Source organism: Cytobacillus sp. FSL K6-0129 (genome assembly GCF_038007625.1).
In the GTDB taxonomy this organism is placed as follows: domain Bacteria; phylum Bacillota; class Bacilli; order Bacillales; family Cytobacillaceae; genus Cytobacillus; species Cytobacillus kochii.
The window spans coordinates 1,586,328-1,609,526 of the sequence record NZ_JBBOXM010000001.1; the positions used below are offsets into that span (position 1 = coordinate 1,586,328).

Below are 23,199 nucleotides of genomic sequence, written 5' to 3' on the forward strand. Positions count from 1 at the left end.
TTTCCCTCTTTCTAAGCTTTGACACCTTCCATAATCCAAACAAAATCATTGCAGCGATTAAATGAAACTGTAAAACCATTCACCCGCATAATCTCTCTTAATACGGGGATTGTCGTATAGTATTCTCGCTTTAAATCTTCAGCTAGATTATGATAACCCTTTTCAGTGGCATCAGTAATAGCCTTTTGATAAGCATCTACAGATTCATACATTGTATCCGCAAACACTATTTTACCACCTGAAGGTAACATCTTTCCATACTGTTCAATCGCCAAAGACTTTTCTTCATCTGTTAAATGGTGAAAGGCATAAGAACTTACTATAGTATCTACGTTTTCATCTATTTGAAAGTTTAAGAAATCACCATCGAGCACTTTTGCTTTATCTTGTAACTTGTTGATAGCAATCTCTCTCATTGATTTCGACGGTTCAATCCCGATAACAGTTAAATTACGTTTTAATAATTTTGCAGTTAAATTGCCTGTACCTGGGCCAAATTCTAATACATTACCTGTTGCTCTATCTGCCACCTCTTGTAGCAATTGATCATAGTATAAGAAAACATCCTTATATTCTTCATCATGGCCTGTTACTGTATCATCATATGTTTTAGCCCACTCTTCGAATAATTCAATAAACTCTTTCCCCATTTTGCACCCTCCTGCACGTAATTACAATAGCAATAATTCCTATGAGTATACTATGAATTAATTTGTAACATGTTCCCAATCTACCACACCCCTTCTTAAGTTTCAAGAAAAATCAATATCCACTTTTCTCATTGCACAGAAAATGAAATTTACTTAAAATTAGGAGTGATAGCGTATGAAGGGATGATTAACTTGAACTTTCAATTAGATTTTATTGAGGATAAAGTAGAATTTTTCGAAGCAACAAAGCTGGACGATTTAGAAAAGAAAATAAATGACCAAATTGAAACAAATAAAGCCATTATGCTAGAAGTTCATCATGTCGCTCACCAAATGCATATAGATGAAAACGGCAAAAGGTTCTATTCAGCTGTTGTTCATTTTAAACTGAAGAAAAAGTAGAATAAAAATTGCATGCGAAGCAAATGATCCTTTGTGGCAAGTGGACACTTAGAATTCACCACTTTCTAATATGCAGCCATATGTTGACTCTCGATGCAAAAAAACGCGAACAAATGAATGTTCGCGTTTCATTCTGGCTAGGAAAACCAGTTTTTCTTATATACTATTTAATTCTTCTACCTTCGTTGGTTTCCATCCTTTTCCGTCTACCCATTCAATATATACACGATACATTTCATCTTTATTAGGTGAAGCGACTGTACCAACAGAACGATTTACACCGTCATTACCAAGGAAATAAACAGTCATAGCTGAACGATCTAATCCAGTAGCATAAGTGATTGCACGAAGCATTTCATCCCAATCCACATGACTCTGATCATACACAGCTGTCGGATGGTCGTCTTGTACTGTACCTACAGGTTGCCAAGCCGGATTTTCTACCGTTCTATTGACATCAGCACTACTGCCGCCTTCAGTGACAATCTCTTCCTCTTTTACTTTTTCTTCATTGTTTTCTTCTTCATTACTTTCTTCATCTTTATTCTCTTCATTATCTTTATTTTCTTCTTCCTCACTGTTACCTTCTTGACTTCCCTCATTTGTTGCATCATCTTTCTCATCACTGCTATTTTCTTTAGAAGTTTCTTCATTATTTACTTCTTCATTCGCAGCAGAATCCGCTGGTTGATCCTCGTCTTTTCCACCGGAGAAAATAATCGTACCAACAACGATGATGAGCAGAATAACGACGCCAATTAAGCCATTTAAGATTATGTTTGTTTTTTTCCTTTTCGATCTTTTATCATAACGGGATGAACCATTATCAGTATTATTCAAAGGAATACCTCCTAATTTAAAAAAGAAATATCATAGCTGAAAACATTTTAACATGTCTTTTAAAAAACTTGAAGGGATAACCATTACGTGGAATGATCTAATCTATGTATTTCTTTCACAATATCAGCGAATAAAGAAAGTGGTGATGGGTCGGTACTTTTGGCATCTAACCGGACGGTTACTAGTGCATATCTTGGGTGATCATATGGAAAATAGCCAGCAAACCATTTATTTTCTAGTTGCTGCCCATTCACTTTTTTCCCTGTTTCCCCTGTTCCAGATTTGCCTGCTACTTGATACGGTAAATTTTGTAGTTGCCTACCTGTCCCCAAATCATGATTGACAACTTCAAGAAGAAGCTTTTGTAATGATATGGCTGTATATGGCTTAATATTTTTACCAACAATTTTTTTAGACTGAAAGCTCTTTACTTTCGTCCCATTTTTATATTCTAGTTGTGAGGCGACACGTACCATCTGCTTTTCTCCACCTCTTGCGATTGTTGCCATCATATTCGCCACAGCTAACGGTGTACTGCGGACATCTAATTGACCAATGGATGTTAGAGCAATTAGATTTGTATCTTTTCTATTTCGCGGATCACTAAAGACCTGGCCTTGTTCTTCATCTGCCAATTGCTGAAAGCCTTTTAAATGATAGAAATCTCCTTGCCATCCTACTTTTATCGATAGGCCTAATTTATTGGCATAGCTATCCACCACCAATGGTTCTATAGACATCAGCTCTTTGCCGACCGTTGCAAATGTATAATTACAACTTTTCGCAAAACTATCTTTAAAATTAAGCATGCCGTATTGATAATTTTCATCGATTTCTCCATTGATTGACCGATTACAATCAAACATACGACTTTTTGCATCTAGCCCATAATCTATCGCTGCTGCAGCGATAACAGTTTTAAAAATAGACCCTAGTACTTGATTTTGTACCATAAAATTATTTGTACCTTCTTCGCCATGAGCGAAAGGGTTGACTGGGTTCACTTTCGGACGAGAAACCATCGCGACAACTGAATTATCCTCAATATCTATTAACACCATCCCCCCTTTGGTAACCTCGTTTTTATCGACTAGCATTTCCATTCGTTGCTGCCATTCAAAATCAAGCGTCGTTCTAATATTCAATGGATAAAAAGGGTTCGCAGGGTGAACATACTTTACATTCGAGCCAAATAAAGGCCTTCCTTTTCCATCAACATGATAAATGAGCTTTGTTTCACCTTCTCCAGACAAAAGTTCATCAAAGCTTTTTTCCATACCAGTTGCACCTAGTCTTGTTATATTAGATAAGTGTTTATTAGGATATCTTTTGGTTAGTAAAAAATCCCTATTGGCAATCCCTAATAATTGTCCTGCTGGTCTCTCATAAATCGGGTATGATTTTCTCACTGCAAATACACCTGGTATTTGCAACTGATTAATCTCCTCCATTTGTTCATTAGACAAAATGAAAGGTTCTCGCTCACCATATACAATAGGATCCTTTATTGCTTGAACTATTTGACGGAATTGACTATTATCAACTTTAAGAATTTCAGCTACACTCGAGACATCCCATTCTATATCTTTCAGGAACGGAAAAAGGATTAAGACCGTTTTATAGGCTACAGTTAATTGTTTGCCATCTCTATCAAGCAAATTCCCTCTCTCGGCATCTATAGCTATTTCCTTAGAGCGTTGTGCGACACTTTGACTGATCAAGTTAATGTCTCTATTTGTAAAATGCTTTGTTTCAAACAACTGTATTTGAGCCAGTCTAACAATAAGTATTGATAAAATAATCATCATAACAGAAACAAACAGAATGACTCGTTTTCTTTGCATAAAAACACCTCGTCAAAAGTGTTGACGAGGTGTTTCTATTTCAAACGCTAAAACACAATAATTTTATTAGTTAATACTTGTTATCTTAACACTCATTTCTCCACCTGGTGTTTGCACAGACACTTCTTCGCCTACTTTTTTACCAATAAGGCTTTTAGCAATCGGAGAATCATTGGAAATTTTGCCCTCAAAAGGATCTGCCTCTGCACTACCTACGATAGAATAAGTCTCTTCTTCACCATCAGGTAATTCTACGAAAGTAACAGTTGAGCCTAAGCTAACTGCGTCGCCTTTCATCTCATCCTCAGTAATGATTTTAGCATTACGAATCATGTTTTCAAGAGTCGTAATACGACCTTCTACAAAAGCTTGTTCTTCTTTAGCAGAATCATATTCTGAGTTCTCAGATAAGTCACCAAAACTACGAGCTATTTTTATACGTTCAACCACTTCTTTTCGTTTAACGGTTTTTAGGTTTTCTAGTTCTTGTTCTAATTTCGTTTTACCTTCTTGTGTCATTGGAAATACTTTTTCTGTACTCAAAACACCCACTCCTTTACCATATATAACCAATTATTGGTCAAAAGTATGTATAAATTTTATAAACAATGCATTTACAGCGCGTCCTTTATCGAACGCGCCTATCTATGCAAACGTTTGTAGCCTTATTATTTTTCTATGCTATTGTGTCATAAAAAAGACTTTTCTTCAAGAATTGTTTGAATTTTTGTGACCATTAAATCAATCGCCACTTTATTTTGTCCACCTTCAGGAATGATAATATCGGCATATCTCTTAGTCGGTTCGATAAATTGATTATGCATTGGACGAACAACACTGACATATTGCTCAATTACTGAGTCAATGGAACGCCCTCGCTCCTTAATATCACGCATAAGCCTTCTAATAATTCTTAGATCTGCATCCGTATCGACAAACAGCTTCATATCCATTAAATCACGTAAACGCTCATCTTCAAGTACAAGAATACCCTCTAAGATAATCACATCTTTTGGTTCAACAACGATGACATCATCTGACCTCGTATGAATAGAATAGTCATATACAGGCTTTTCGATGACCTCGTGATTCGTTAAAGAGATGATATGCTCAATTAATAAATCTGTGTCAAACGCAAGTGGATGATCATAATTGGTTTTCAAACGTTCTTCAAACGGTAGATGTGCTTGATCTTTATAGTAATAGTCTTGTTCTAACATAAGAATAGAATGACCTTGAAATTGATTATAAATCGCCTTCGTTACACTTGTCTTTCCAGAGCCTGATCCACCAGCTACACCGATCACAATCGGTTTTCTCTTCATCTTTATCAATCTCCCTAACATCGTAGCTTTTTAGCTACTGTTTAACAATATACACCTTTTTGCTATGATTGCCAAACATATGGTACTTATACTAGTAATAATTCTTTATCACAACAAAACTTATTTCTTTCTACTAATCGCAACACCATCACCAATAGGCAAAATCACCGTATGGTAACGATCATTTTTCATAAGCCATTCATTAAATTGGTCAATTTTTTGCACTAGGTTGCGGATGCGTTTTTTTTCTATCTCTGCTTTTTCATAAACAAGGCCTTTAAATAACACGTTATCGGTAATAATTACACCTGTATCATTTAAATATTGACTATACATCTCGAAAAACTTCTTATACTGTCCTTTTGCTGCATCAATAAATATCATATCATAGTCACCTAATATTCGAACCTCATCTTCTTGCTCTAATGCATCGCCTTTAATTAAAGTGATTTGATTCGCCATGCCGCTTCTTGCAAAGTAGTTCTCTGCCTTTTCATAACGCTCCTGATCTCTTTCCAATGTAACAATATGAGCAGATGGACAAGCTTCAGCCATTCGTAAAGCGGAATATCCGATTGCTGTTCCAATCTCTAATATTTTTGTTGGTTGTTGAATTCGTACAATCTGTAACATGGCTTCAATACCTTCTAGTTCCATGATTGGCACACGATTTTCCCTAGCGTATTCTTCCATTTCCATGAAGAGGTTTGTACGATCCGGTATTAATTTTTGCATATATGTAATTAGCTCATCATTTAGCAATTACTTTCACCTCTATTAATTTAACTTCCATCCTTTGCATATGCAAGAAAAAAAGCGCTCACATTAGTAGATTGTCAACAAGAGCTTGGACCATCTACGCTATCTGCATGATACGCCACATAAAAAAATATATAAAATGCTTGTGCTATTTTACCACATAAAAAAGAGGAAAGCTATGAGATTTTATCATAAATGATGATCTAACATCATTCACACCTCTTTAGCTTCCTCTATTTTTTAATTATTACTAGTTATGTGCTCATTTTTCTTCACATTATGTTCATCCAATGTTTTAGAGAATAAAACTTCTCCTTCTGGTGTAGCTAGGAAATACAAATAATCCGTTTCTTCAGGATTCAATGCAGCTTCAATAGAAGTTGAACCTGCATTAGCAATCGGTCCAGGTGTTAGGCCATTGTATTTATATGTGTTATATGGGTCATCTATTTCTAAATGCTTATACAATGTCCTTTCCTTATGCTCACCATGTGCATATAAAACGGTGGGATCTGTTTGTAAAGGCATATCTTCATCCATACGATTATAAAAAACGCTGGCTATCTTATCGCGGTCCACTTGTGCAGTGGCCTCTTCTTCGATTAATGAAGCCATTGTGAGTAATTCATGGACAGACATCTCTTTGTTCTCCATTGCATCTGTGTACTGAGCAAGCACTTCACTTGTCTTCTTAATCATTGGTGTTACAATTTCTTCTAACGTTGCATCTTCTTTGTAGTAATCATATGTGGCAGGGAATAGATAACCCTCCAAAGGGTATTTAATATTCTCCGCAAAAACATCATCAGAAATGACACTTGGAAATTTCTCCTGCATTTTCTGTACAAATGCTTTATCATTTAATTCTGCAAAGACTTCGTCTGCGTCCATGCCTGCTTTTTCTGCTATAATTGCTGCAATTTGCTCCAACTGCTTGCCTTCAGGAAGTGTGACTTTAAACACGACTTCTTGATCAACATTTCCAGTTTTCAGCTCTGATATGACTTGACCTAAAGTCATCGCCGGTGCCAGTTCATAAGTTCCTGCCATAAAGCCTGATTCATTCTTTAGCTTCACATAGTATTTGAATACTCTAGCATCCTTTATTATCCCATTCTCTTCTAATACTTGTCCGATCCCTGAAACGGATGAGCCTATAGGGATTTCGACATTTTTGACTTTGTCGTTATCTGGATTAACAGGTTTTAAAGCAGAATTCACATAAAGGAACCCACCTAGCCCTCCAACACCTATGATTACAAATAATATTATGGCTGTAATTAACACGATTTTACGCACAACTTTCGCCTCTGTTTGCCTCTCTATCAACTGTTTTTTCATCTTACCTTTTTTATCATCTGTCATGGTAAACCTCCTTGCAACTATTTCCCCTTACTATTCATACTTCCTTTTCGCCTCATGTTGCTACTGTATTAATAGCTGGAAAATAGCTCTCATACATCTCGGATTATTATACTATACTTTCTGTCATAGGATAGCATATTTAGACAAAATTCTTCTACTATAGAACGAATCAGTTATACTGAAAGCGTTAATCAATAATACCTCTCCCTTAATAATGAATGAGTTAAGTTTATAGAGAATGAGATAGAAATGAGGGCAATGCTGAAAGTGGAGGGTTTTTTTGAGATAGGTTATATTTTGCTAAGTCTTTTTTTACTTAATGTTTTTTTGTTGTGTGATATTAATTCTGGGTTAGCCTTAGTCGCAAGTTCACCTGCGAAGAATGATAGAACATAAAAAAAAGACCCACTAAATACGCGGGTCTTTTCAAATTTATTCTTCTTCGTTTTCTAAAAATGTATTTAACATCTCTTCGATAAGGTCCCATTCTTCGTCCGTTTCAATTGGCATTAATTCACCATCAGTATTATCTTCACTTGGAACGAATGCAGATGCATGAATTTCAACCTCTTCTTCATCCTCATCTGCACCAATTGGATAATAAAGAACATAAGATTTGCCAAATTCTTCAGAGTCAAAAGTAAAAAGCACTTCGCAAAGCTGCTCGTTACCTTCCTCATCTACTACTGTGATATTGTTTTCTCCGTGATCCATTTCTTTCACCTCTTAATTCTGGCTATCTAAATAACCTTGTAAAATCATGACTGCCGCCATTTTATCAATCACTTTTTTCCTTTTTTTGCGACTGACATCTGCATCAAGTAGGACTCTCTCTGCAGCGATTGTAGTGAGACGCTCGTCCCAATAAATAACCTCAACACCGAAACGTTTGTTAAGTTCATTACCATAGAACTGACTCGCTTCACCTCTAGGCCCTATTGTACCATTCATGTTCTTAGGAATGCCAACAACAACCTTTGTTACTTCATATTCTTTGAGCAGCTCACCAATACGTTTAAATCCGTACTGATTCTGTTCCTCATTTATTTTCACTGTTTCGATGCCTTGGGCTGTCCAACCAAGACCATCACTAACAGCCACGCCGACCGTTTTTGAGCCGACATCTAATCCCATTGTACGCATATTATCCCTCTCGTTGCTGTTTTAAATACGACTTCACAAGTTCTTCAATAATTTCATCCCGTTCTAACTTGCGAATCACATTCCTTGCATCTTTGTGACGGGGTATGTAGGCAGGATCTCCAGAAAGCAGGTAACCTACAATTTGATTAATAGGATTATACCCTTTTTCCTGCAGGGCATCGTGAACATGGAACAAAACTTTATTGACATCTTGTTCAAATGGTTCCTCAGGAAAATTAAATCTCATCGTTTTGTCAAATGAGCTCAATTGCTACACCTCACTATTCTGTTCTTAAGCGATTAAGCTACCTATTCAAAAAGAGAAGGATGGATAGCTACACCAAGTTCATGAAGAAGAGGTTATATAACCTCTTCTTTTTATGATTCGCTTTTGTTTACCTACATTTTACACTAAACTATTCGGGAATCAAACGGATTTTACCCATTCCTCTACAAATTGTAACGCTCCCTCTAATTTTGCTGGGTCTTTTCCACCAGCTTGCGCCATATCTGGACGTCCACCGCCACCGCCTCCACAGCGAGTAGCCACTTCCTTAATTAATTTACCCGCATGATAGCCACTTTTAATCAAATCATCTGTCACACCGGCAATTAAATTCACTTTTCCTTCATTCGCACTACCTAGTACAACCACTGCTGAAGCAAGCTTTTGTTTTAATTCATCTGCCATATTACGCAAGTGGTTCATGTCTGTCGCCTGAACTTTTGCAGCTAATACTTTTACACCGTTCACTTCTTTCACTTGGTCAATCAAGCTTCCAGCTTCAATATTACCCAATTTAGTTGCTAATGATTCATTTTCTCTTTGTAATTGCCTGATTTCTGCATGTAAGCTGTCAATTTTTACTGGTACATCTTTTATATTTGATTTTAATTTAGCCCCAGCCTCTTTTAATACAGAGATTTGCTCTGTCATCATCTTATAAGCACCTTCACCTGTGACTGCTTCTATTCTTCTTGTGCCTGCACCAATCCCGCTTTCAGATTGGATTTTGAACAAACCAATGACTGCAGTATTTGCCACATGACAGCCACCACAAAGTTCTAATGAATAATCACCGATTTGAACAACTCGTACAATTTTCCCATACTTTTCTCCAAATAAAGCCATTGCTCCCATTGCTTTTGCTTCTTCAATATCTTTCAGGTCAATTTGCACATTTAAGCTATTCCAAATTTTCTCGTTAACAATGGCTTCGATTTTCTCTAACTCATCTCCTGTTACTTGTCCAAAGTGAGAAAAGTCAAATCTTAGTCGATCTGGTTCAACGAGAGAACCTGCTTGATTTACATGCGTACCTAATACATCTTTCAATGCTTGGTGAAGAAGATGTGTCGCAGTATGATTTTTTACGATTTTATTACGATTAAAATAATCTACAGATGCTTTAACCGATGAATGAGCTTTTAATTCTCCTTCTGTGACAACTGCACGATGGAGGTTTTGTCCATTTGGAGCTTTTTGCACATCTTTTATTTCAACCCTCACGCCACTTGCTGTTAGAGTTCCCTTATCAGCGATTTGCCCACCACTTTCAGCATAGAAAGGAGTAGCTGTCAATATTAATTGAACCTCTTCGCCTTGACCAGCTTGGTCTACTAGCTCGCCACCACTTACAATTGCAGCTACTTCAGTATCAATCGTCAATTGTTCATACCCAACAAACCTACTGTCTACCGTAATTTCACCTAGGACACTATCCTGGACTTGCATACTATCTATATCTTGACGAGCAGCTCGAGCGCGATCACGCTGATTTTCCATCTCTTTTTCAAAGCCATCATGGTCGATGCTCATCCCTTCTTCTTCTGCGTACTCCTCTGTTAATTCAACGGGGAAACCATACGTATCATAAAGACGGAAAACATCTTTTCCATCGATTACAGTATGTCCATTAGCTTTTTCTTTTTTCATTACTTCTGAAAGAATAGCTAAACCCTCGTGTAACGTTTCATGGAAGCGTTCTTCTTCGTTTTTAATGACTTTTTGAATAAAAGCTGTTTTTTCTTTTACTTGTGGATAATAATCAACCATTATTTCTGCAACCACTGGTACTAACTCAAACATGAACGGACGATGAATATTGATTTGTTTCGCATAACGAACCGCGCGACGTAATAATCGTCTAAGAACATATCCTCTACCTTCATTTGATGGAAGAGCACCATCACCAATTGCAAATGCTACTGTACGAATGTGGTCAGCAATCACTTTAAATGCGACATCTTGTTCCGCAGTTTTCCCATATTTCTCAGCAGAAATATCTTCTGTTCCTTTAATGATTGGCATAAATAGATCTGTGTCAAAATTCGTCTTTACATTTTGCACAACTGAAGCCATACGCTCTAAGCCCATGCCCGTATCAATATTTTTCTTTGGTAGTGGAGTATATGTTCCATCTGGATTATGGTTAAACTCAGAAAATACAAGGTTCCATACTTCCAAGTAACGTTCGTTCTCTCCCCCAGGATAGAGCTCAGGATCATTTAAATCGTTACCATACTCTTCTCCCCTATCATAGAAAATTTCTGTGTTCGGTCCACTTGGTCCTTCACCAATATCCCAGAAATTCCCTTCCAAACGAATAATTCGTTCTTCTGGTACACCTACTTTTTCTCTCCATAATTTGTACGCTTCATCGTCCTCAGGGTGGATTGTCACAGATAATTTGTCTTCTTCAAAACCAATCCATTTTGGACTCGTCAAGAATTCCCAAGCATATAGAATCGCTTCTTCTTTAAAGTAGTCACCGATAGAAAAATTCCCAAGCATTTCAAAGAATGTATGGTGACGTGCTGTCTTCCCAACATTTTCAATATCATTGGTACGTATTGATTTTTGTGCATTAACGATCCTTGGATTTTCGGGAATCACTCGACCATCAAAATATTTCTTCAATGTAGCTACACCACTATTAATCCATAGTAGTGACGGATCTTCATGTGGTACTAAAGAAGCACTTGGTTCCACTGCGTGACCTTTTTCTTTAAAAAAATCTAAAAACATTTGTCTAATTTCTGCACCAGTTAAATGTTTCATAAAAAAACCTCCTAAAAAATTTATGTAACCATAAAAAAAAGCCCTCATCCCCAATACAGGGACGAGAACTTAAGCTCGCGGTACCACCCTGATTGTGAAAGAAAACTCTCACCTCTCAAAGCACCTTAACGCGGTGAACGGCAGTAGTTAACTGCACTCCGGATTAGCTTTCTGTTATCCTTCATCGAGAAATTCTCTCAGCCATGGAATTTCCTCTCTTTCGAATGGACTATAACATACTTCTTCCATCAACATCTTACATTATTTAAATAGATATAGTCGAATTATAGCTAGATTTTTGCTCTTTTGTCAATATCAATGTCTAACAGTATCAACAAATTCAGCTGAAACTATACCTTATCTGCCCTATGTCGGTTCATTAATAGTTTACGTGCATGTATAAGACTAATTTTTAGGATTGCCAAAATCGGAACAGCCATAATTAAACCAATGATACCGCCAGCTTCTCCACCAGCTAGTAATGAAAGCATAATAATGAGGGGGTGCATATGTAAGCTTTTCCCTACAATTAAAGGAGATAATATATTCCCTTCCACAAATTGCAATACAACTATAATAATTAATGTGATAATTACCATTTTGACTGACAGGGTCGCTGCAATAATCACCGCTGGGACTGCACCAATAATTGGACCAAAATACGGAATAATATTGGTTATTGCAATGATAAAACCAAGCAACAATGGATACTTCATACCGAACACCCAAAATAAAGTAGCTGAAATCACCCCGATTACTAAACATACAAGGAGCTGCCCACGAATATAACCTCCGAGTGACTTATCAACATCTCTTATAAACAAAACAGCTTCTTTTCTCCATCTTCTTGGCGTTAAGTACCAGACTGCTTTTTTTACATCCGTATAATCTTTTAAAAGGTAAAAGGAGATAAATGGGATAATAGCGATGATTAAAGCATAATTAAGAATCTCAAGCAATATATTAATTGCCTTTGTTAATAATTTATCTAATGCTGCTTCAATATTGTTAATCCCATCCTCTACACGTAATTGTAATGTTTCTGGCCATTCAGATGTGCGTTCTTGAATCAAAGCAATAAAAGAGCGATATTGCTCGGCAAACTCTGGCGCATGATCAACTAAATCATTTAGTTGATGAATAAAAGCCGGAATCCCTTTATACAATCCGTAGCCAACACCACCAAAAAATAATAAATAAATTCCTAAAGCTGCTAATCCTCTGTGCATACCCGTTTGATGTAACTTTTCAACAATAGGGTGTAAGAGATAAGTAAAAAACGCCCCAAGTAAAAACGGAATCAGCACAACAAGCAGTAATTTTAAAAGAGGGAGCCATAATTCTTTTAATTGAAAAAAGATATAAAGTAAAATGAGAACAAGCAAAACAAAGCCTAAACGGTACAACCATTTCATACGAACGTCCATGCACTACGCCTCCCTTTACTATCTTGAGAAGAGAGCATATGAATTATACATACAAGTTAAACAAGGGACGGAATGGATTCATTTATTGACATAGCACAGGTACGAAAAAACGTCCCCAATCTATTTGATTGAGGACGCCAAAACATTTAAAACATTTTCATTACTTTTCTTTGTATTTTTTTCATATCTCTTTTTGAGACGATGTTATTTTTCTGCATATAGCTATATGCGGCTACACCTGCGCCTATGACAGCTGCTGAGGTTAACATTTTATTCATCATATGACACCTCTCATAAGAATTTTTATGAAGAAAAACGACGCTCTTCTTCATCAAATAAGTCATCTAAAGAACTTAAAGACCCATCTTCTTCCACTTGGTGAGTGTGAATAATTCCTTTAGACAATGAGAGTTCGATAAAGCAATTCCAACAGTAATATTGATTTATGCCAATCTTACCGACATCTTTGCTTTGACAATTAGGACATTGAAGCATCATGGAAAGGACACCTACCTTATTCTACATTTACAATAATGGCATCCTTTCCAATCGCTGGTGCGCAACTAGCTTTAACTACTTTCTTTCCTTCAAGTACATCAGAAAAGAAGCCATCTGATAGTTCATACCCTACGATTGTGCCCAATTCTTCATTGAAATATACATCTTGAAGAAGTCCTAAGCGATCGCCCTCTCTTGTCATCATCATTCGGCCAGCCAGACGATTTTCACTAGCAATTGTAAAATCACTATGCTTTGGTATAGCTGTTAATACATCACAACTCTCAATCATCACACCATCCCAACCAAATGAGTACACATCTTTAATATCTAGAAAAAAGGATTTACGAATAAATGAGTGGTTCTTCACCCATAGTCCCTTCACTAATCCTTCGGGTGAGATGAAGAGATCATTCACTTCACCTATTGCCCTACCGTTATTCAACACGATTACCGACAAGCCTCTTAATAAGGAAAATGTTCGCAAAAGTTACTCCCACCTTCTTTGAACATTGTTATTTTGTTCAAAGATGGTGCGAGTCATTCTTTTTCCAGGTTGGCAATTTGTTTTATGTATATAGGTAAAAAAATAAGATGAGAAAAATCTCTCATCTTAGTCTAATCAGCCTCTAAAAAATCATAAGGTGTGATATTTTCCATTCCTATCAACGGGTCGACTTTCATCAAATAATCTTCATATGTTAATGATTCATCTATAGCTTCAATGGTCTCTCCTTCGAAGATTTCATCTTGTAACTTCAATCGTAAGTTAGATCGCCTCGATTGATCATCCAATCGTTGTATACCCATTTTTAACGCTTCTTCATCACCGCATAATATAAGGAACTGCTTGCTTCGTGTAATGGCAGTATATAATAAATTCCTCCGTAACATCCGATAATAACTTTTAACGACCGGAAGAATAACAATCGGAAACTCACTGCCCTGTGACTTATGAACGGAACAACAATAGGCATGAGTGATTTGATTTAAATCCTGTTTTGTATACGTTGCTTCCACTCCGTCAAAAGAAACAATAACCATATCTTGTTTCTCTGTGTTCTCTTTTGCATAAAATATGGAAATAATTTCACCCATATCACCGTTATAAACGTGGTTTTCAGGTTGATTGACTAATTGCAACACCTTGTCTCCAATGCGATAGACAACATCACCAAAAGCAATTTCCTTTCTACTACCATCTTCATTAGGGTTGAAAATTTCTTGGATCATTTTATTAAGGCGATCAATACCTGCAGGACCACGATACATCGGTGCAAGTACTTGAATATCCTTTGCTAAATACCCCTTTTTCTTTGCATTTCGCACTACTTGCCCGATAACCGTGCCAATTTGACCTGGTTGGCATTGAAAAAAGGAACGGTCTTTTTGTTGCTGAGTAATATTTTGCGGCAATCTTCCCTTTTTCATTTCATGTGCTAACTCAATAATTGACGAGCCTTCCGATTGCCTATAAATATCTGTCAACATAACCGAAGGGATACGTTCAGAAAGTAATAAATCTCTTAATACTTGACCTGGGCCCACAGATGGTAATTGATCTTCATCACCAACAAGTATGACTTGCATTTCTTCAGGGATCGCTTTAAAAAGTTGATTGGCTAGCCATATATCAACCATGGAAGTTTCATCAACAATAAGAATTTTCCCTTCAAGCGGGTTTTCTTCATGATGGTCAAAACCCTCACTTCCATTCCAACCAAGCAATCTGTGAATCGTCACAGCTGGTAATCCTGTAGATTCTGCCATTCTTTTCGCCGCTCTTCCAGTAGGTGCAGCTAATAAGAAAGGAAAAGGCTCTTCTTTTTTATAGTCTTTCGGATTTAAACTACAGCCATGTAATTCACCATACAATTCAACAATTCCTTGAATAACCGTTGTTTTGCCCGTACCTGGACCACCAGTTAAGATCATCATTGGCGACATTAACGCTTTTTGAATGGCATCTTTTTGAGATGGCGCATACTGTACCGAAAGTCGCTCTTCTAATTGTCCCAAAGCAAGGAGGAATTCCGATTCAGGAAACTGTTCATTAAATTCCGTTTGATTGAGTATACGTTTGATATTTGTAACGATTCCCTTTTCAGAAAAGAAAAGAGAAGGTAAATATAACTGCTGTCCTTCTGCAATCACTTTTCTCTCTTCTCCGAGCTTTAAGATTGCTTCACTAATCGCCTCGTAAGGGATTACCTCAGTCGCTTTTTCCTCTAATAGTTTTTTGACAGCAGGGAGTAATTCTTCTGCTTCAGCATATACGTGACCTGCCTGTGCACTTTCACTATCAAGCACATACAAACATGCTGCTTTAATACGGTCAGGATGACTACCTGACATTCCCACTTGTTGTCCAATCTCATCTGCCCGATGGAAGCCAATCCCTTCAATATCCTCTACGAGTTGATAAGGTTTTTTTTGCAAAATATCTATTGCTTGATCTTTATATGTTTGAATAATCTTCATAGATAGTTGTGGACCAAAACCAAGTTGATTGAGGTGAATCATGACTTGTTCAATTCCTTGATTCTCCACAAGTGTGTCGTATAAAACTTTCGCTTTTTCACTTGCTAATTTTGGTATCCCATCTAATAATGAAGGATTATTTAAAATGCTATTGATCGCATTTTCTCCAAGCTCGTCCACAATACTTTGTGCCGTTTTCTTACCAATTCCTTTAAAGAGGTCACCTGATAAATAATTAACGACACCTTCTTTTGTTTGAGGCATTTCTTTCTTGTACTGCTCTACATGGAATTGCAACCCAAACTTTGGATGTTCCTTCCATTCCCCTATAAATGTATAGGTCTCCTCTTCATGGATTTTCGGTATGTAGCCAGTAATGACCGCTTCTTTCTCTTCATATTGTGCATTTGTCTCTAGCACCCGAATACGTAAAACCGTATAAAGATTACTCTCATTATGGAAAATAGTCACAAGATGCTTGCCCTTTACATACGTTTTTTGTTCAGCAAATAAATCTAAAGAATTCTGCTCATCCATCCCATATGCTCCTTCCTTTTTAAGCGCATCTTGTTTTTTATCTTATGCTTGTTTTTCAATCATTTTCTTACCGTAGCCGGCAAGCATATGATCCGGTTGTATATCCAATGCACGATTAAAATGAGCGAGTGCCTTTTGCACGTCTTCTTTAAAACCATAAGCGACACCGAGATTATAATGAGCATCTGCATGTTCCTCATCTAATTCAATACATTGTTGTAGTTGCTTAATGGCTTCATCTATTAATTCTAATTGTGCTAAGCAAAGACCATATTGAAAAGCCGCTTCTGCATCCTGTGGATTTAATTCAGTTGCACGTTGCAAGTATGGTAATGCTAATTTCCCTTGCTCTAATTGCATAAGGGAAATACCTAACATAAAATAATTGTCTCCATGGTCGATTCCTTTTTGCATCGCTTGTTCAAACATATTTTTAGCCTCGTCAAATTGTTCTTTTTCAAAAAGTAAATTTCCGACACTATAATAAGCAACACCCGCGTTTTCATCAAGTTCAATTGCTTTTAGAAAAAACTTCAATGCTCGTTCTCCGTCGCCAACGGCTGATAAAACATTACCAAAATTGATATAAGAAACCGCATCCTCAGGGTTTTCATCAATGGCTTCCATAAAAATCTTAGCTGCTTCTTCCCATTTACCTTCTTGCATATATTGAATACCTTGTTGGTTTTTATCCATTATTTATCGACTCCATTTCTATCTCTTTACTCTTCGAAATAGTATAGCATATTTTTCGTTATGACTTCATTCACAGGCTAAACGTTCAGGCATAATTTGTTGAGGTTTTTAGAATTGAACATAATATAGTTGGTACACGGCTTGATTTTCCAGCTTCTCCAAAGAATGAGAGGAGAAAAGTTAACTTCGATGATTTGCGGCATTTGTGCGTATCCATTCTAGACTCAGTAACTTGTTGAAGATTTATCATAAAAACGTGGGAAAAATAAAAAATCAGGCAATCAATTTGCCTGATTTTTTATCCTACATATGTGAGTTGATTACTATTAATATATACTTCATCAATTGTTGCTCCGCCTAAGCATTCGTCACCGTTATAAAAGACAACTGATTGGCCAGGGGTAATCGCTCTACTTAGCTCATGAAACTTCACTCGAACTTTATTGTCCGCTAAGCGTTCCACCGTTACATTATTGTCTGTCTGACGATATCTAAATTTAGCTGTACATTCAAATGTTTGTGGCATTTCTTTTTCAGATACCCAACTTACATTCACAGCTACAAGGGAATCGGAATATAATTTTTCATGGTGAAAGCCTTGTCCTACATAAAGAACATTCCTTTTCAAGTCCTTACCAATCGCAAACCAAGGCTCACCTGCGCCACCGATCCCTAGACCATGTCTTTGACCAATTGTATAATACATTAAACCATCATGCTTACCGACTACTTTACCATCAAATGTCTCCATATTACCTGGTTGAGCTGGTAAATAGTTACCAAGGAATTCTTTAAAGTTTCTTTCACCAATAAAACAAATACCTGTACTATCCTTCTTAGTAGCTGTTGCTAAATTCGCTTTTGCCGCAATTTCCCTTACCTCTGACTTTTTTATATTGCCGATTGGGAACATTACTTTTTTTAATTGTTCTTGCGAAAGCTGATTAAGGAAATACGTTTGATCTTTGTTTTCATCAAGACCACGAAGCATTTTTACTTCGCCGTCTCTTTCTTCTACACGCGCATAATGACCAGTTGCTAAATAATCAGCACCTAAATGCATCGCATGTTCTAGAAACGCTTTAAATTTTATTTCCTTATTGCACATGACATCGGGGTTCGGTGTTCTACCTGCTTTATATTCTTCAAGAAAGTAGGTGAACACTTTATCCCAATATTGCTTCTCAAAGTTGACAGCATAGTATGGAATACCGATTTGATTACATACGCGGATTACATCTTCATAGTCTTCCGTCGCTGTACATACACCGTTTTCATCGGTGTCATCCCAGTTTTTCATAAAAATGCCGATGACATCATAGCCTTGTTCTTTGAGAAGGAGTGCAGCTACCGATGAATCAACGCCACCGGACATCCCAACAACAACTCGCGTATCTTTTGGCGCTTTTGTCATTGTATTCACCTCTCTTTGCTATACTTTATTTATGCCTGAAATCGTTGCACGATTTTACTTACTTCTTTTCCAGCTACACCTGCTTGTTCTAATGTATTACCATAGCCAAAGCTGAACCTTATAGAGTTAGCTAACCGCTCATCTCCTTTACCAAACATCGCGACCAGTACATGCGATGGGTCTATAGATCCTGCTGTACATGCAGAACCACTAGATGCGGCAATCCCTACCAAATCCAAATTAACAAGCATAGCTTCCACATTTGTTCCTGGAAAGCTTAAGTTTAATACATGAGGAAGTGTTTCAGCAAGCGAACTGTTTTGCTTAAACTTTATTCCATTTTCTATCAATGTTTGCAAGAACATTTCTCTTAATTGTTGAAAGTGCGTACTTTTAGCCACTCTATTTTGTTGACTTATTTTCACTGCTTCTAAAAAACCAGCAATGGCAGGTACATTTTCCGTTCCAGCTCTACGCTTTCTTTCTTGCTCGCCCCCAAACAATCTTGAAGGAAGGGAAATGTCTTTCCGGCAATATAGAAATCCAATCCCTTTTGGACCATTTATTTTGTGAGCTGAAACAGAAAGTAAGTCAATATTTGCTTCATTCACATCTATAGGCAATAGGCCATAAGCTTGTACCGCATCTGTATGAAAGACTGCTTGATGATTAACGAGCAGTTTACCTATCTCAGCGATGGGCTGAATGGTACCAACTTCATTATTCGCATACATGATGGTAACTAAAATTGTATCATCTCGTAACGCTTTCTTAACAGTGTCTACCTCAATGACCCCTTCATTGTTGACTGGTAAATATGTTACTTCAAATCCTTCTCTTTCAAGCTCTTCGCACGCATGTAGTACTGCATGATGTTCAATTTCTGAAGTGATGATATGCTTACCTTTATTTTGATTCGCTCGAGCTACTCCAAAAATAGCATGATTATCGGATTCGGTTCCACCACTTGTGAAAATAATCTCGTTTGCAATAGCTCCAATACTTGATGCCATTACTTCTCTTGCCCGATCAAGTACTTGTCTTGCTTCTCTACCAAAAGAATGAATGCTTGATGGATTTCCGTAATCCTCTTGCATCATTCGCATCATTACTTCAATTACTTGAGGATGCATCGGACTTGTTGCCGCATGATCCAAATAAATTCTTTCCACTTTTTTCACCTTCTTGCCAATCTGTTAAATATAAAACATATAAGCATTGGATTCACCATTATCTTTATGGTTTGCTAAATCCTCAATCGTTGTATTATCCAATACCTCTTTCACTGCGTCACGTATACGCATCCATAATTCTCTTTTAGCTGGTTCTTCATTTTCTATCCCTTCAACTGGACTAATCGGACCCTCTAATACGCGAATAATATCGCCTGAAGTGATCTTTGATGGCTCATCTCCAAGTATATATCCGCCATAAGCTCCTCTTATACTTTTCACAAAACCAGCATTTCTTAAAGGAGCAATTAATTGTTCTAAATAGTGTTCTGATAAATCATTTGCTTGTGCAATTGTTTTTAATGAAACGGGACCTTCCCCATATTTCTTAGCGAGTTCTATCATAATCGTTAATCCGTAACGACCTTTTGTCGATATTTTCATTCCCGACACCTCTATTCATCTTTATTCTCTCTATAAATTCCATCGTTACCTGTTATGAGGCAATCGATACTTTTCTTTCCTTCATTCGTGCAAGTAACTTATTCGTAAATCGTTGACATTGTGGTAATGCTGCACCGACTATTGGACCAGTAGCCAAGCTTAAAACGATTGTCCCCCAAAAAACAGGACCGCCAAGCTGCCAACCGATAACTAACACAATAATTTCCATACTTGACCTTATATAGGCAACTTTCCAACCTGTTCGATTCATTAATGCCATCATTAAACTATCCCGTGGCCCAGTACCTAAACGAGCTGATATATACAAGCCCATACCATAACAATTAATTAAAAGACCACAAGCAAACATAATGAACTTTCCCCAAATCGTTTCAGGAGTGGTCATAAACGGTAATAATAAATACAAATCAATAAAGATTCCAATAAGAATCATATTAAGATAAGCACCTGCTTTTGGCATCTCTTTACCAATGATTGCCGCAATGGCAAGTACAAGAATACCAACAATAATAGACCAGGTGCCAATTGATAACCCTAATTGATAATACAAACCTACATGCAATACGTCCCAAGGTGTTGCGCCTAAATCTGCAACAATAAGGAGTACAATTCCTAAACTCATTACTAATAAACCGAGTAAATAGATAATAAACCTCGGTCCTGTTTGCCCTATTTTATTATTATTGATCATTTGACAAGCCCTCACAGGATAGATTATTTTTAATCTTTTTTCTTACGCCCTCCATTAAATGGTAGAATACTCTTTAATAAGTAGTTGGATAGGTTAAAAACATTTTTCTTCACAACATATAAATAGACCTTGCTATTATAGCACATTTGCAAGCGTTAATCATTTTAGCTATTTTAATTTTATGATATGTTATCAAAAGGAACAGGATAAGCCTCTTATCTAATTAGGAGTGATATAGTTGAGTATCAAACCGTTAGCTTTTCGAATGAGACCAAGAACAATCAATGAAATTATTGGTCAACAACACCTCGTGGGAGAAGGTAAAATTATTCATAGAATGGTAAAAGCGAAACAACTATCATCGATGATATTATACGGACCACCAGGAATTGGAAAAACCTCTATTGCTAGTGCAATAGCTGGTAGTACTAAATTCGCTTTTCGCACTTTAAACGCAGTGACAAATAATAAAAAGGATATGGAAGTCGTAGCAGCCGAAGCAAAGATGTCAGGTAAGGTTATTTTATTATTAGATGAGGTTCATCGCTTAGATAAAGCAAAACAGGATTTTCTTTTACCTTATTTAGAAAATGGCATGATTACCTTAATAGGTGCTACTACTAGCAATCCTTATCATGCAATTAACCCCGCCATCAGAAGTCGATGTCAAATTTTCGAACTAAAGCCATTAGAAGTGGAAGAGATTAAAACCGCATTAAAAGTAGCTATTGCTGATGAAGATAGAGGGCTGGGTAATAAGACAATAGACATAGAAGATGAGGCATTAACTCACTTTGCAACTGCATCTGGAGGCGATGTTCGTAGTTCGCTAAATGCGCTTGAATTGGCAGTGCTTTCAACTGAACCAGATGACTCAGGTACTATCCTCATCACACTTTCAGCTGCCGAAGAATGCATGCAAAAAAAGAGTATGGCACATGACAAAGATGGTGATGCACATTACGATGTTTTATCTGGATTTCAAAAATCCATTCGTGGAAGTGACGTGAATGCCTCCCTTCATTATTTAGGCAGATTAATTGAGGCAGGAGATATGGTTAGTATTACAAGAAGACTATTGGTTATCGCTTATGAAGATATCGGACTTGCCTCCCCCCAAGCTGGACAAAGAACATTATCAGCCATTGAATCAGCAGAGCGGTTAGGTTTCCCTGAAGCAAGAATTCCGTTAGCTAATGCAGTGATTGAGCTATGCCTTTCACCGAAATCTAATTCAGCTATTATGGCGATTGACCGGGCTTTATCAGATATACGTGCAGGCATTAGCGGTGAAGTTCCAGATCACCTAAAAGACGCCCATTATAAAGGGGCGAAAGAATTAGGTAGAGGCATTGACTATCAATACCCGCATGATTATGAAAATGGATGGGTAAAGCAACAATACTTGCCTAATAACATTAAGCAGAAAACTTATTATGAGCCAAAAACGAACGGTAAATTTGAACAAGCTCTTTCCAATGTTTACAAACGGCTACAACAGTAAGATTCTGGCTAAAAAAGATAGTAAATCCACTCAGTTCTAAATGTTTGAGTGGATTTTCCTCATTTGTTAACAATAAAATACTTGGCAATGCCTTATCTATCTCTTGTCACTCTGATAAGTAACGCAGAACATATCTTTTCATCATATTGCCACTCAAAAAAAATAGAAAACCTGTTATTTTGCATCGAAGATAGTTGTTGGAATCTCTTGTGAAAGTAAAATAAGCTCGGACACAGTTACCCCTTTAAATTCAATATTTTTCATTGTTTTCAAGATTTCCTCTAGTGCAAACACTGTCTGTGAACGATCACCACCAGCATCATGTAAAACAATTATATCTCCAGGTTTCATCGCAGTAGATACGTGATGAAAAATAGGATAAACACCAGGGTTCATCCAATCTTTAGGATCTTGATGCCAAGACCACATCGTTACTAAATAACCTTGTTTTGTAGCTGTATTCATAATAGTATCATTGTATATCCCTGCAACTGGTCGATATAACGTCATTGATTTAGAAGTAATGGCTTTCACAACCTCCTCTGTCTTTATAAGTTCTTCTGTCAATTTATCTTCTTTAATTAAAACATCATATCCGTGGTTATACGTATGATTAGCAATTTCATGACCTTCTTTATTTATACGCTGTATCACCTCAGGGAAATCCTTTGCTTTTTTCCCCACGACAAAGAAAGTCGCCTTTACTTGATATTTTTTTAATAAATCTAAGATTTGCGGCGTGTATACAGGATCTGGTCCATCATCAAATGTAAGTGCTACATAATTTCCTTTCATTTGGCAAAAATCCCAAATGGCTAGGCCCAATTGTTCGTATTCATCTCTTTCCTTAATCGAAGCCTCGCTAATACGAAATGGTATAAATAAAATCATTATAAAAACGAGAAAAAACCACTTTATCCTCATG

General features: G+C 36.9%; 24 protein-coding genes and 1 other annotated feature. Of the genes, 2 read left to right on the forward strand and 22 right to left on the reverse strand.

The window, feature by feature from the left end; all coding sequences use genetic code 11:
* Window positions 1–11: 11 nt before the first annotated feature.
* The gene (locus tag MHI57_RS07810) at window positions 12–650 is read right to left on the reverse strand and encodes a class I SAM-dependent methyltransferase (protein ID WP_095372479.1); all 639 of its coding nucleotides are present in this window, start codon (window positions 648–650) and stop codon (window positions 12–14) included.
* A 183-nt stretch (window positions 651–833) separates the two neighbouring features.
* Between MHI57_RS07810 and MHI57_RS07815 the strand changes: the two genes are divergently transcribed.
* The gene (locus MHI57_RS07815) at window positions 834–1,052 is read left to right on the forward strand and encodes a DUF2536 family protein (protein WP_322909612.1); all 219 of its coding nucleotides are present in this window, start codon (window positions 834–836) and stop codon (window positions 1,050–1,052) included.
* A gap of 156 nt (window positions 1,053–1,208) precedes the next feature.
* Here MHI57_RS07815 and MHI57_RS07820 read toward each other — a convergent pair whose 3' ends face one another.
* The 20 genes from MHI57_RS07820 to MHI57_RS07915 all read right to left on the reverse strand — a co-directional run bounded on the left by MHI57_RS07820 (window position 1,209) and on the right by MHI57_RS07915 (window position 20,770).
* Window positions 1,209–1,892, reverse strand: a complete 684-nt coding sequence (locus tag MHI57_RS07820) for a DUF1510 family protein (protein ID WP_233435217.1) — start codon at window positions 1,890–1,892, stop codon at window positions 1,209–1,211.
* 83 nt (window positions 1,893–1,975) lie between these two features.
* A complete protein-coding gene (locus MHI57_RS07825) occupies window positions 1,976–3,736 on the reverse strand; it encodes a peptidoglycan D,D-transpeptidase FtsI family protein (protein ID WP_340975694.1) in 1,761 nt (586 codons plus the stop codon).
* 66 nt (window positions 3,737–3,802) lie between these two features.
* A complete protein-coding gene (gene greA / locus MHI57_RS07830) occupies window positions 3,803–4,279 on the reverse strand; it encodes a transcription elongation factor GreA (RefSeq protein WP_095372476.1) in 477 nt (158 codons plus the stop codon).
* 146 nt (window positions 4,280–4,425) lie between these two features.
* Window positions 4,426–5,061 (reverse strand): uridine kinase, encoded by a 636-nt coding sequence (gene udk / locus MHI57_RS07835; protein ID WP_095372475.1) that lies wholly within the window; start codon window positions 5,059–5,061, stop codon window positions 4,426–4,428.
* A 120-nt stretch (window positions 5,062–5,181) separates the two neighbouring features.
* Window positions 5,182–5,823 (reverse strand): O-methyltransferase, encoded by a 642-nt coding sequence (locus tag MHI57_RS07840; protein WP_095372474.1) that lies wholly within the window; start codon window positions 5,821–5,823, stop codon window positions 5,182–5,184.
* A gap of 237 nt (window positions 5,824–6,060) precedes the next feature.
* On the reverse strand, window positions 6,061–7,185 hold the full coding sequence (gene mltG / locus MHI57_RS07845) for an endolytic transglycosylase MltG (protein ID WP_340975698.1): 1,125 nt from the start codon (window positions 7,183–7,185) through the stop codon (window positions 6,061–6,063).
* A gap of 432 nt (window positions 7,186–7,617) precedes the next feature.
* Window positions 7,618–7,899, reverse strand: a complete 282-nt coding sequence (locus MHI57_RS07850; protein ID WP_095372472.1) for a DUF1292 domain-containing protein — start codon at window positions 7,897–7,899, stop codon at window positions 7,618–7,620.
* 12 nt (window positions 7,900–7,911) lie between these two features.
* The gene (ruvX, locus tag MHI57_RS07855) at window positions 7,912–8,328 is read right to left on the reverse strand and encodes a Holliday junction resolvase RuvX (RefSeq protein WP_095372471.1); all 417 of its coding nucleotides are present in this window, start codon (window positions 8,326–8,328) and stop codon (window positions 7,912–7,914) included.
* Window position 8,329: 1 nt separating this feature from the next.
* A complete protein-coding gene (locus MHI57_RS07860; protein WP_095372470.1) occupies window positions 8,330–8,596 on the reverse strand; it encodes an IreB family regulatory phosphoprotein in 267 nt (88 codons plus the stop codon).
* A 159-nt stretch (window positions 8,597–8,755) separates the two neighbouring features.
* The gene (gene alaS, locus MHI57_RS07865; protein WP_340975701.1) at window positions 8,756–11,389 is read right to left on the reverse strand and encodes an alanine--tRNA ligase; all 2,634 of its coding nucleotides are present in this window, start codon (window positions 11,387–11,389) and stop codon (window positions 8,756–8,758) included.
* Window positions 11,390–11,443: 54 nt separating this feature from the next.
* Window positions 11,444–11,650, reverse strand: a binding site (T-box leader).
* 89 nt (window positions 11,651–11,739) lie between these two features.
* The gene (locus MHI57_RS07870) at window positions 11,740–12,816 is read right to left on the reverse strand and encodes an AI-2E family transporter (protein WP_307312804.1); all 1,077 of its coding nucleotides are present in this window, start codon (window positions 12,814–12,816) and stop codon (window positions 11,740–11,742) included.
* A gap of 146 nt (window positions 12,817–12,962) precedes the next feature.
* Window positions 12,963–13,094 carry a DUF3918 family protein gene (locus MHI57_RS07875; protein ID WP_095372467.1) on the reverse strand — a complete coding sequence of 44 codons (132 nt, stop codon included), beginning with the start codon at window positions 13,092–13,094 and terminating at the stop codon, window positions 12,963–12,965.
* Between the two features lie 25 nt (window positions 13,095–13,119).
* Complete coding sequence (locus MHI57_RS07880; protein WP_095373640.1) at window positions 13,120–13,311, reverse strand: hypothetical protein; 192 nt, start codon at window positions 13,309–13,311, stop codon at window positions 13,120–13,122.
* A 19-nt stretch (window positions 13,312–13,330) separates the two neighbouring features.
* Entirely contained in the window at window positions 13,331–13,801 is a 471-nt protein-coding gene (locus tag MHI57_RS07885) for a PRC-barrel domain-containing protein (RefSeq protein WP_095372466.1), read from the reverse strand.
* A gap of 131 nt (window positions 13,802–13,932) precedes the next feature.
* Window positions 13,933–16,332, reverse strand: a complete 2,400-nt coding sequence (gene recD2 / locus MHI57_RS07890) for an SF1B family DNA helicase RecD2 (protein ID WP_340975707.1) — start codon at window positions 16,330–16,332, stop codon at window positions 13,933–13,935.
* A 42-nt stretch (window positions 16,333–16,374) separates the two neighbouring features.
* Window positions 16,375–17,028 carry a tetratricopeptide repeat protein gene (locus tag MHI57_RS07895; RefSeq protein WP_095372464.1) on the reverse strand — a complete coding sequence of 218 codons (654 nt, stop codon included), beginning with the start codon at window positions 17,026–17,028 and terminating at the stop codon, window positions 16,375–16,377.
* Window positions 17,029–17,326: 298 nt separating this feature from the next.
* Window positions 17,327–18,442 carry a tRNA 2-thiouridine(34) synthase MnmA gene (mnmA, locus tag MHI57_RS07900; protein WP_340975712.1) on the reverse strand — a complete coding sequence of 372 codons (1,116 nt, stop codon included), beginning with the start codon at window positions 18,440–18,442 and terminating at the stop codon, window positions 17,327–17,329.
* Between the two features lie 29 nt (window positions 18,443–18,471).
* Window positions 18,472–19,614: a cysteine desulfurase family protein gene (locus MHI57_RS07905; RefSeq protein WP_340975715.1), complete on the reverse strand. Its 1,143-nt coding sequence runs from the start codon at window positions 19,612–19,614 to the stop codon at window positions 18,472–18,474.
* A 24-nt stretch (window positions 19,615–19,638) separates the two neighbouring features.
* Window positions 19,639–20,058 (reverse strand): cysteine metabolism transcriptional regulator CymR, encoded by a 420-nt coding sequence (gene cymR / locus MHI57_RS07910; protein WP_340975716.1) that lies wholly within the window; start codon window positions 20,056–20,058, stop codon window positions 19,639–19,641.
* A gap of 52 nt (window positions 20,059–20,110) precedes the next feature.
* Complete coding sequence (locus MHI57_RS07915; protein WP_307312797.1) at window positions 20,111–20,770, reverse strand: YczE/YyaS/YitT family protein; 660 nt, start codon at window positions 20,768–20,770, stop codon at window positions 20,111–20,113.
* A 238-nt stretch (window positions 20,771–21,008) separates the two neighbouring features.
* Here MHI57_RS07915 and MHI57_RS07920 point away from each other — a divergent pair, with 238 nt between their 5' ends.
* Entirely contained in the window at window positions 21,009–22,274 is a 1,266-nt protein-coding gene (locus MHI57_RS07920; protein WP_095372459.1) for a replication-associated recombination protein A, read from the forward strand.
* Window positions 22,275–22,448: 174 nt separating this feature from the next.
* Here MHI57_RS07920 and MHI57_RS07925 read toward each other — a convergent pair whose 3' ends face one another.
* Window positions 22,449–23,198 (reverse strand): polysaccharide deacetylase family protein, encoded by a 750-nt coding sequence (locus tag MHI57_RS07925; protein WP_322909622.1) that lies wholly within the window; start codon window positions 23,196–23,198, stop codon window positions 22,449–22,451.
* Between the last annotated feature and the right edge of the window lies 1 nt (window position 23,199).

Bases quoted from the DNA above. Each gene is read 5' to 3' on its own strand.
- udk (WP_095372475.1), bottom strand. From the start codon at position 5,061: ATGAAGAGAAAACCGATTGTGATCGGTGTAGCTGGTGGATCAGGCTCT.
- MHI57_RS07810 (WP_095372479.1), bottom strand. From the start codon at position 650: ATGGGGAAAGAGTTTATTGAATTATTCGAAGAGTGGGCTAAAACATAT.
- MHI57_RS07875 (WP_095372467.1), bottom strand. From the start codon at position 13,094: ATGAATAAAATGTTAACCTCAGCAGCTGTCATAGGCGCAGGTGTAGCC.
- MHI57_RS07895 (WP_095372464.1), bottom strand. From the start codon at position 17,028: ATGGATAAAAACCAACAAGGTATTCAATATATGCAAGAAGGTAAATGG.
- MHI57_RS07880 (WP_095373640.1), bottom strand. From the start codon at position 13,311: ATGCTTCAATGTCCTAATTGTCAAAGCAAAGATGTCGGTAAGATTGGC.
- MHI57_RS07850 (WP_095372472.1), bottom strand. From the start codon at position 7,899: ATGGATCACGGAGAAAACAATATCACAGTAGTAGATGAGGAAGGTAAC.
- cymR (WP_340975716.1), bottom strand. From the start codon at position 20,058: ATGAAAATATCGACAAAAGGTCGTTACGGATTAACGATTATGATAGAA.
- ruvX (WP_095372471.1), bottom strand. From the start codon at position 8,328: ATGCGTACAATGGGATTAGATGTCGGCTCAAAAACGGTCGGCGTGGCT.
- MHI57_RS07815 (WP_322909612.1), top strand. From the start codon at position 834: ATGATTAACTTGAACTTTCAATTAGATTTTATTGAGGATAAAGTAGAA.
- mltG (WP_340975698.1), bottom strand. From the start codon at position 7,185: ATGACAGATGATAAAAAAGGTAAGATGAAAAAACAGTTGATAGAGAGG.
- MHI57_RS07825 (WP_340975694.1), bottom strand. From the start codon at position 3,736: ATGCAAAGAAAACGAGTCATTCTGTTTGTTTCTGTTATGATGATTATT.
- recD2 (WP_340975707.1), bottom strand. From the start codon at position 16,332: ATGGATGAGCAGAATTCTTTAGATTTATTTGCTGAACAAAAAACGTAT.
- mnmA (WP_340975712.1), bottom strand. From the start codon at position 18,442: ATGACAAAAGCGCCAAAAGATACGCGAGTTGTTGTTGGGATGTCCGGT.
- MHI57_RS07925 (WP_322909622.1), bottom strand. From the start codon at position 23,198: ATGAGGATAAAGTGGTTTTTTCTCGTTTTTATAATGATTTTATTTATA.
- MHI57_RS07915 (WP_307312797.1), bottom strand. From the start codon at position 20,770: ATGATCAATAATAATAAAATAGGGCAAACAGGACCGAGGTTTATTATC.
- MHI57_RS07870 (WP_307312804.1), bottom strand. From the start codon at position 12,816: ATGGACGTTCGTATGAAATGGTTGTACCGTTTAGGCTTTGTTTTGCTT.
- alaS (WP_340975701.1), bottom strand. From the start codon at position 11,389: ATGAAACATTTAACTGGTGCAGAAATTAGACAAATGTTTTTAGATTTT.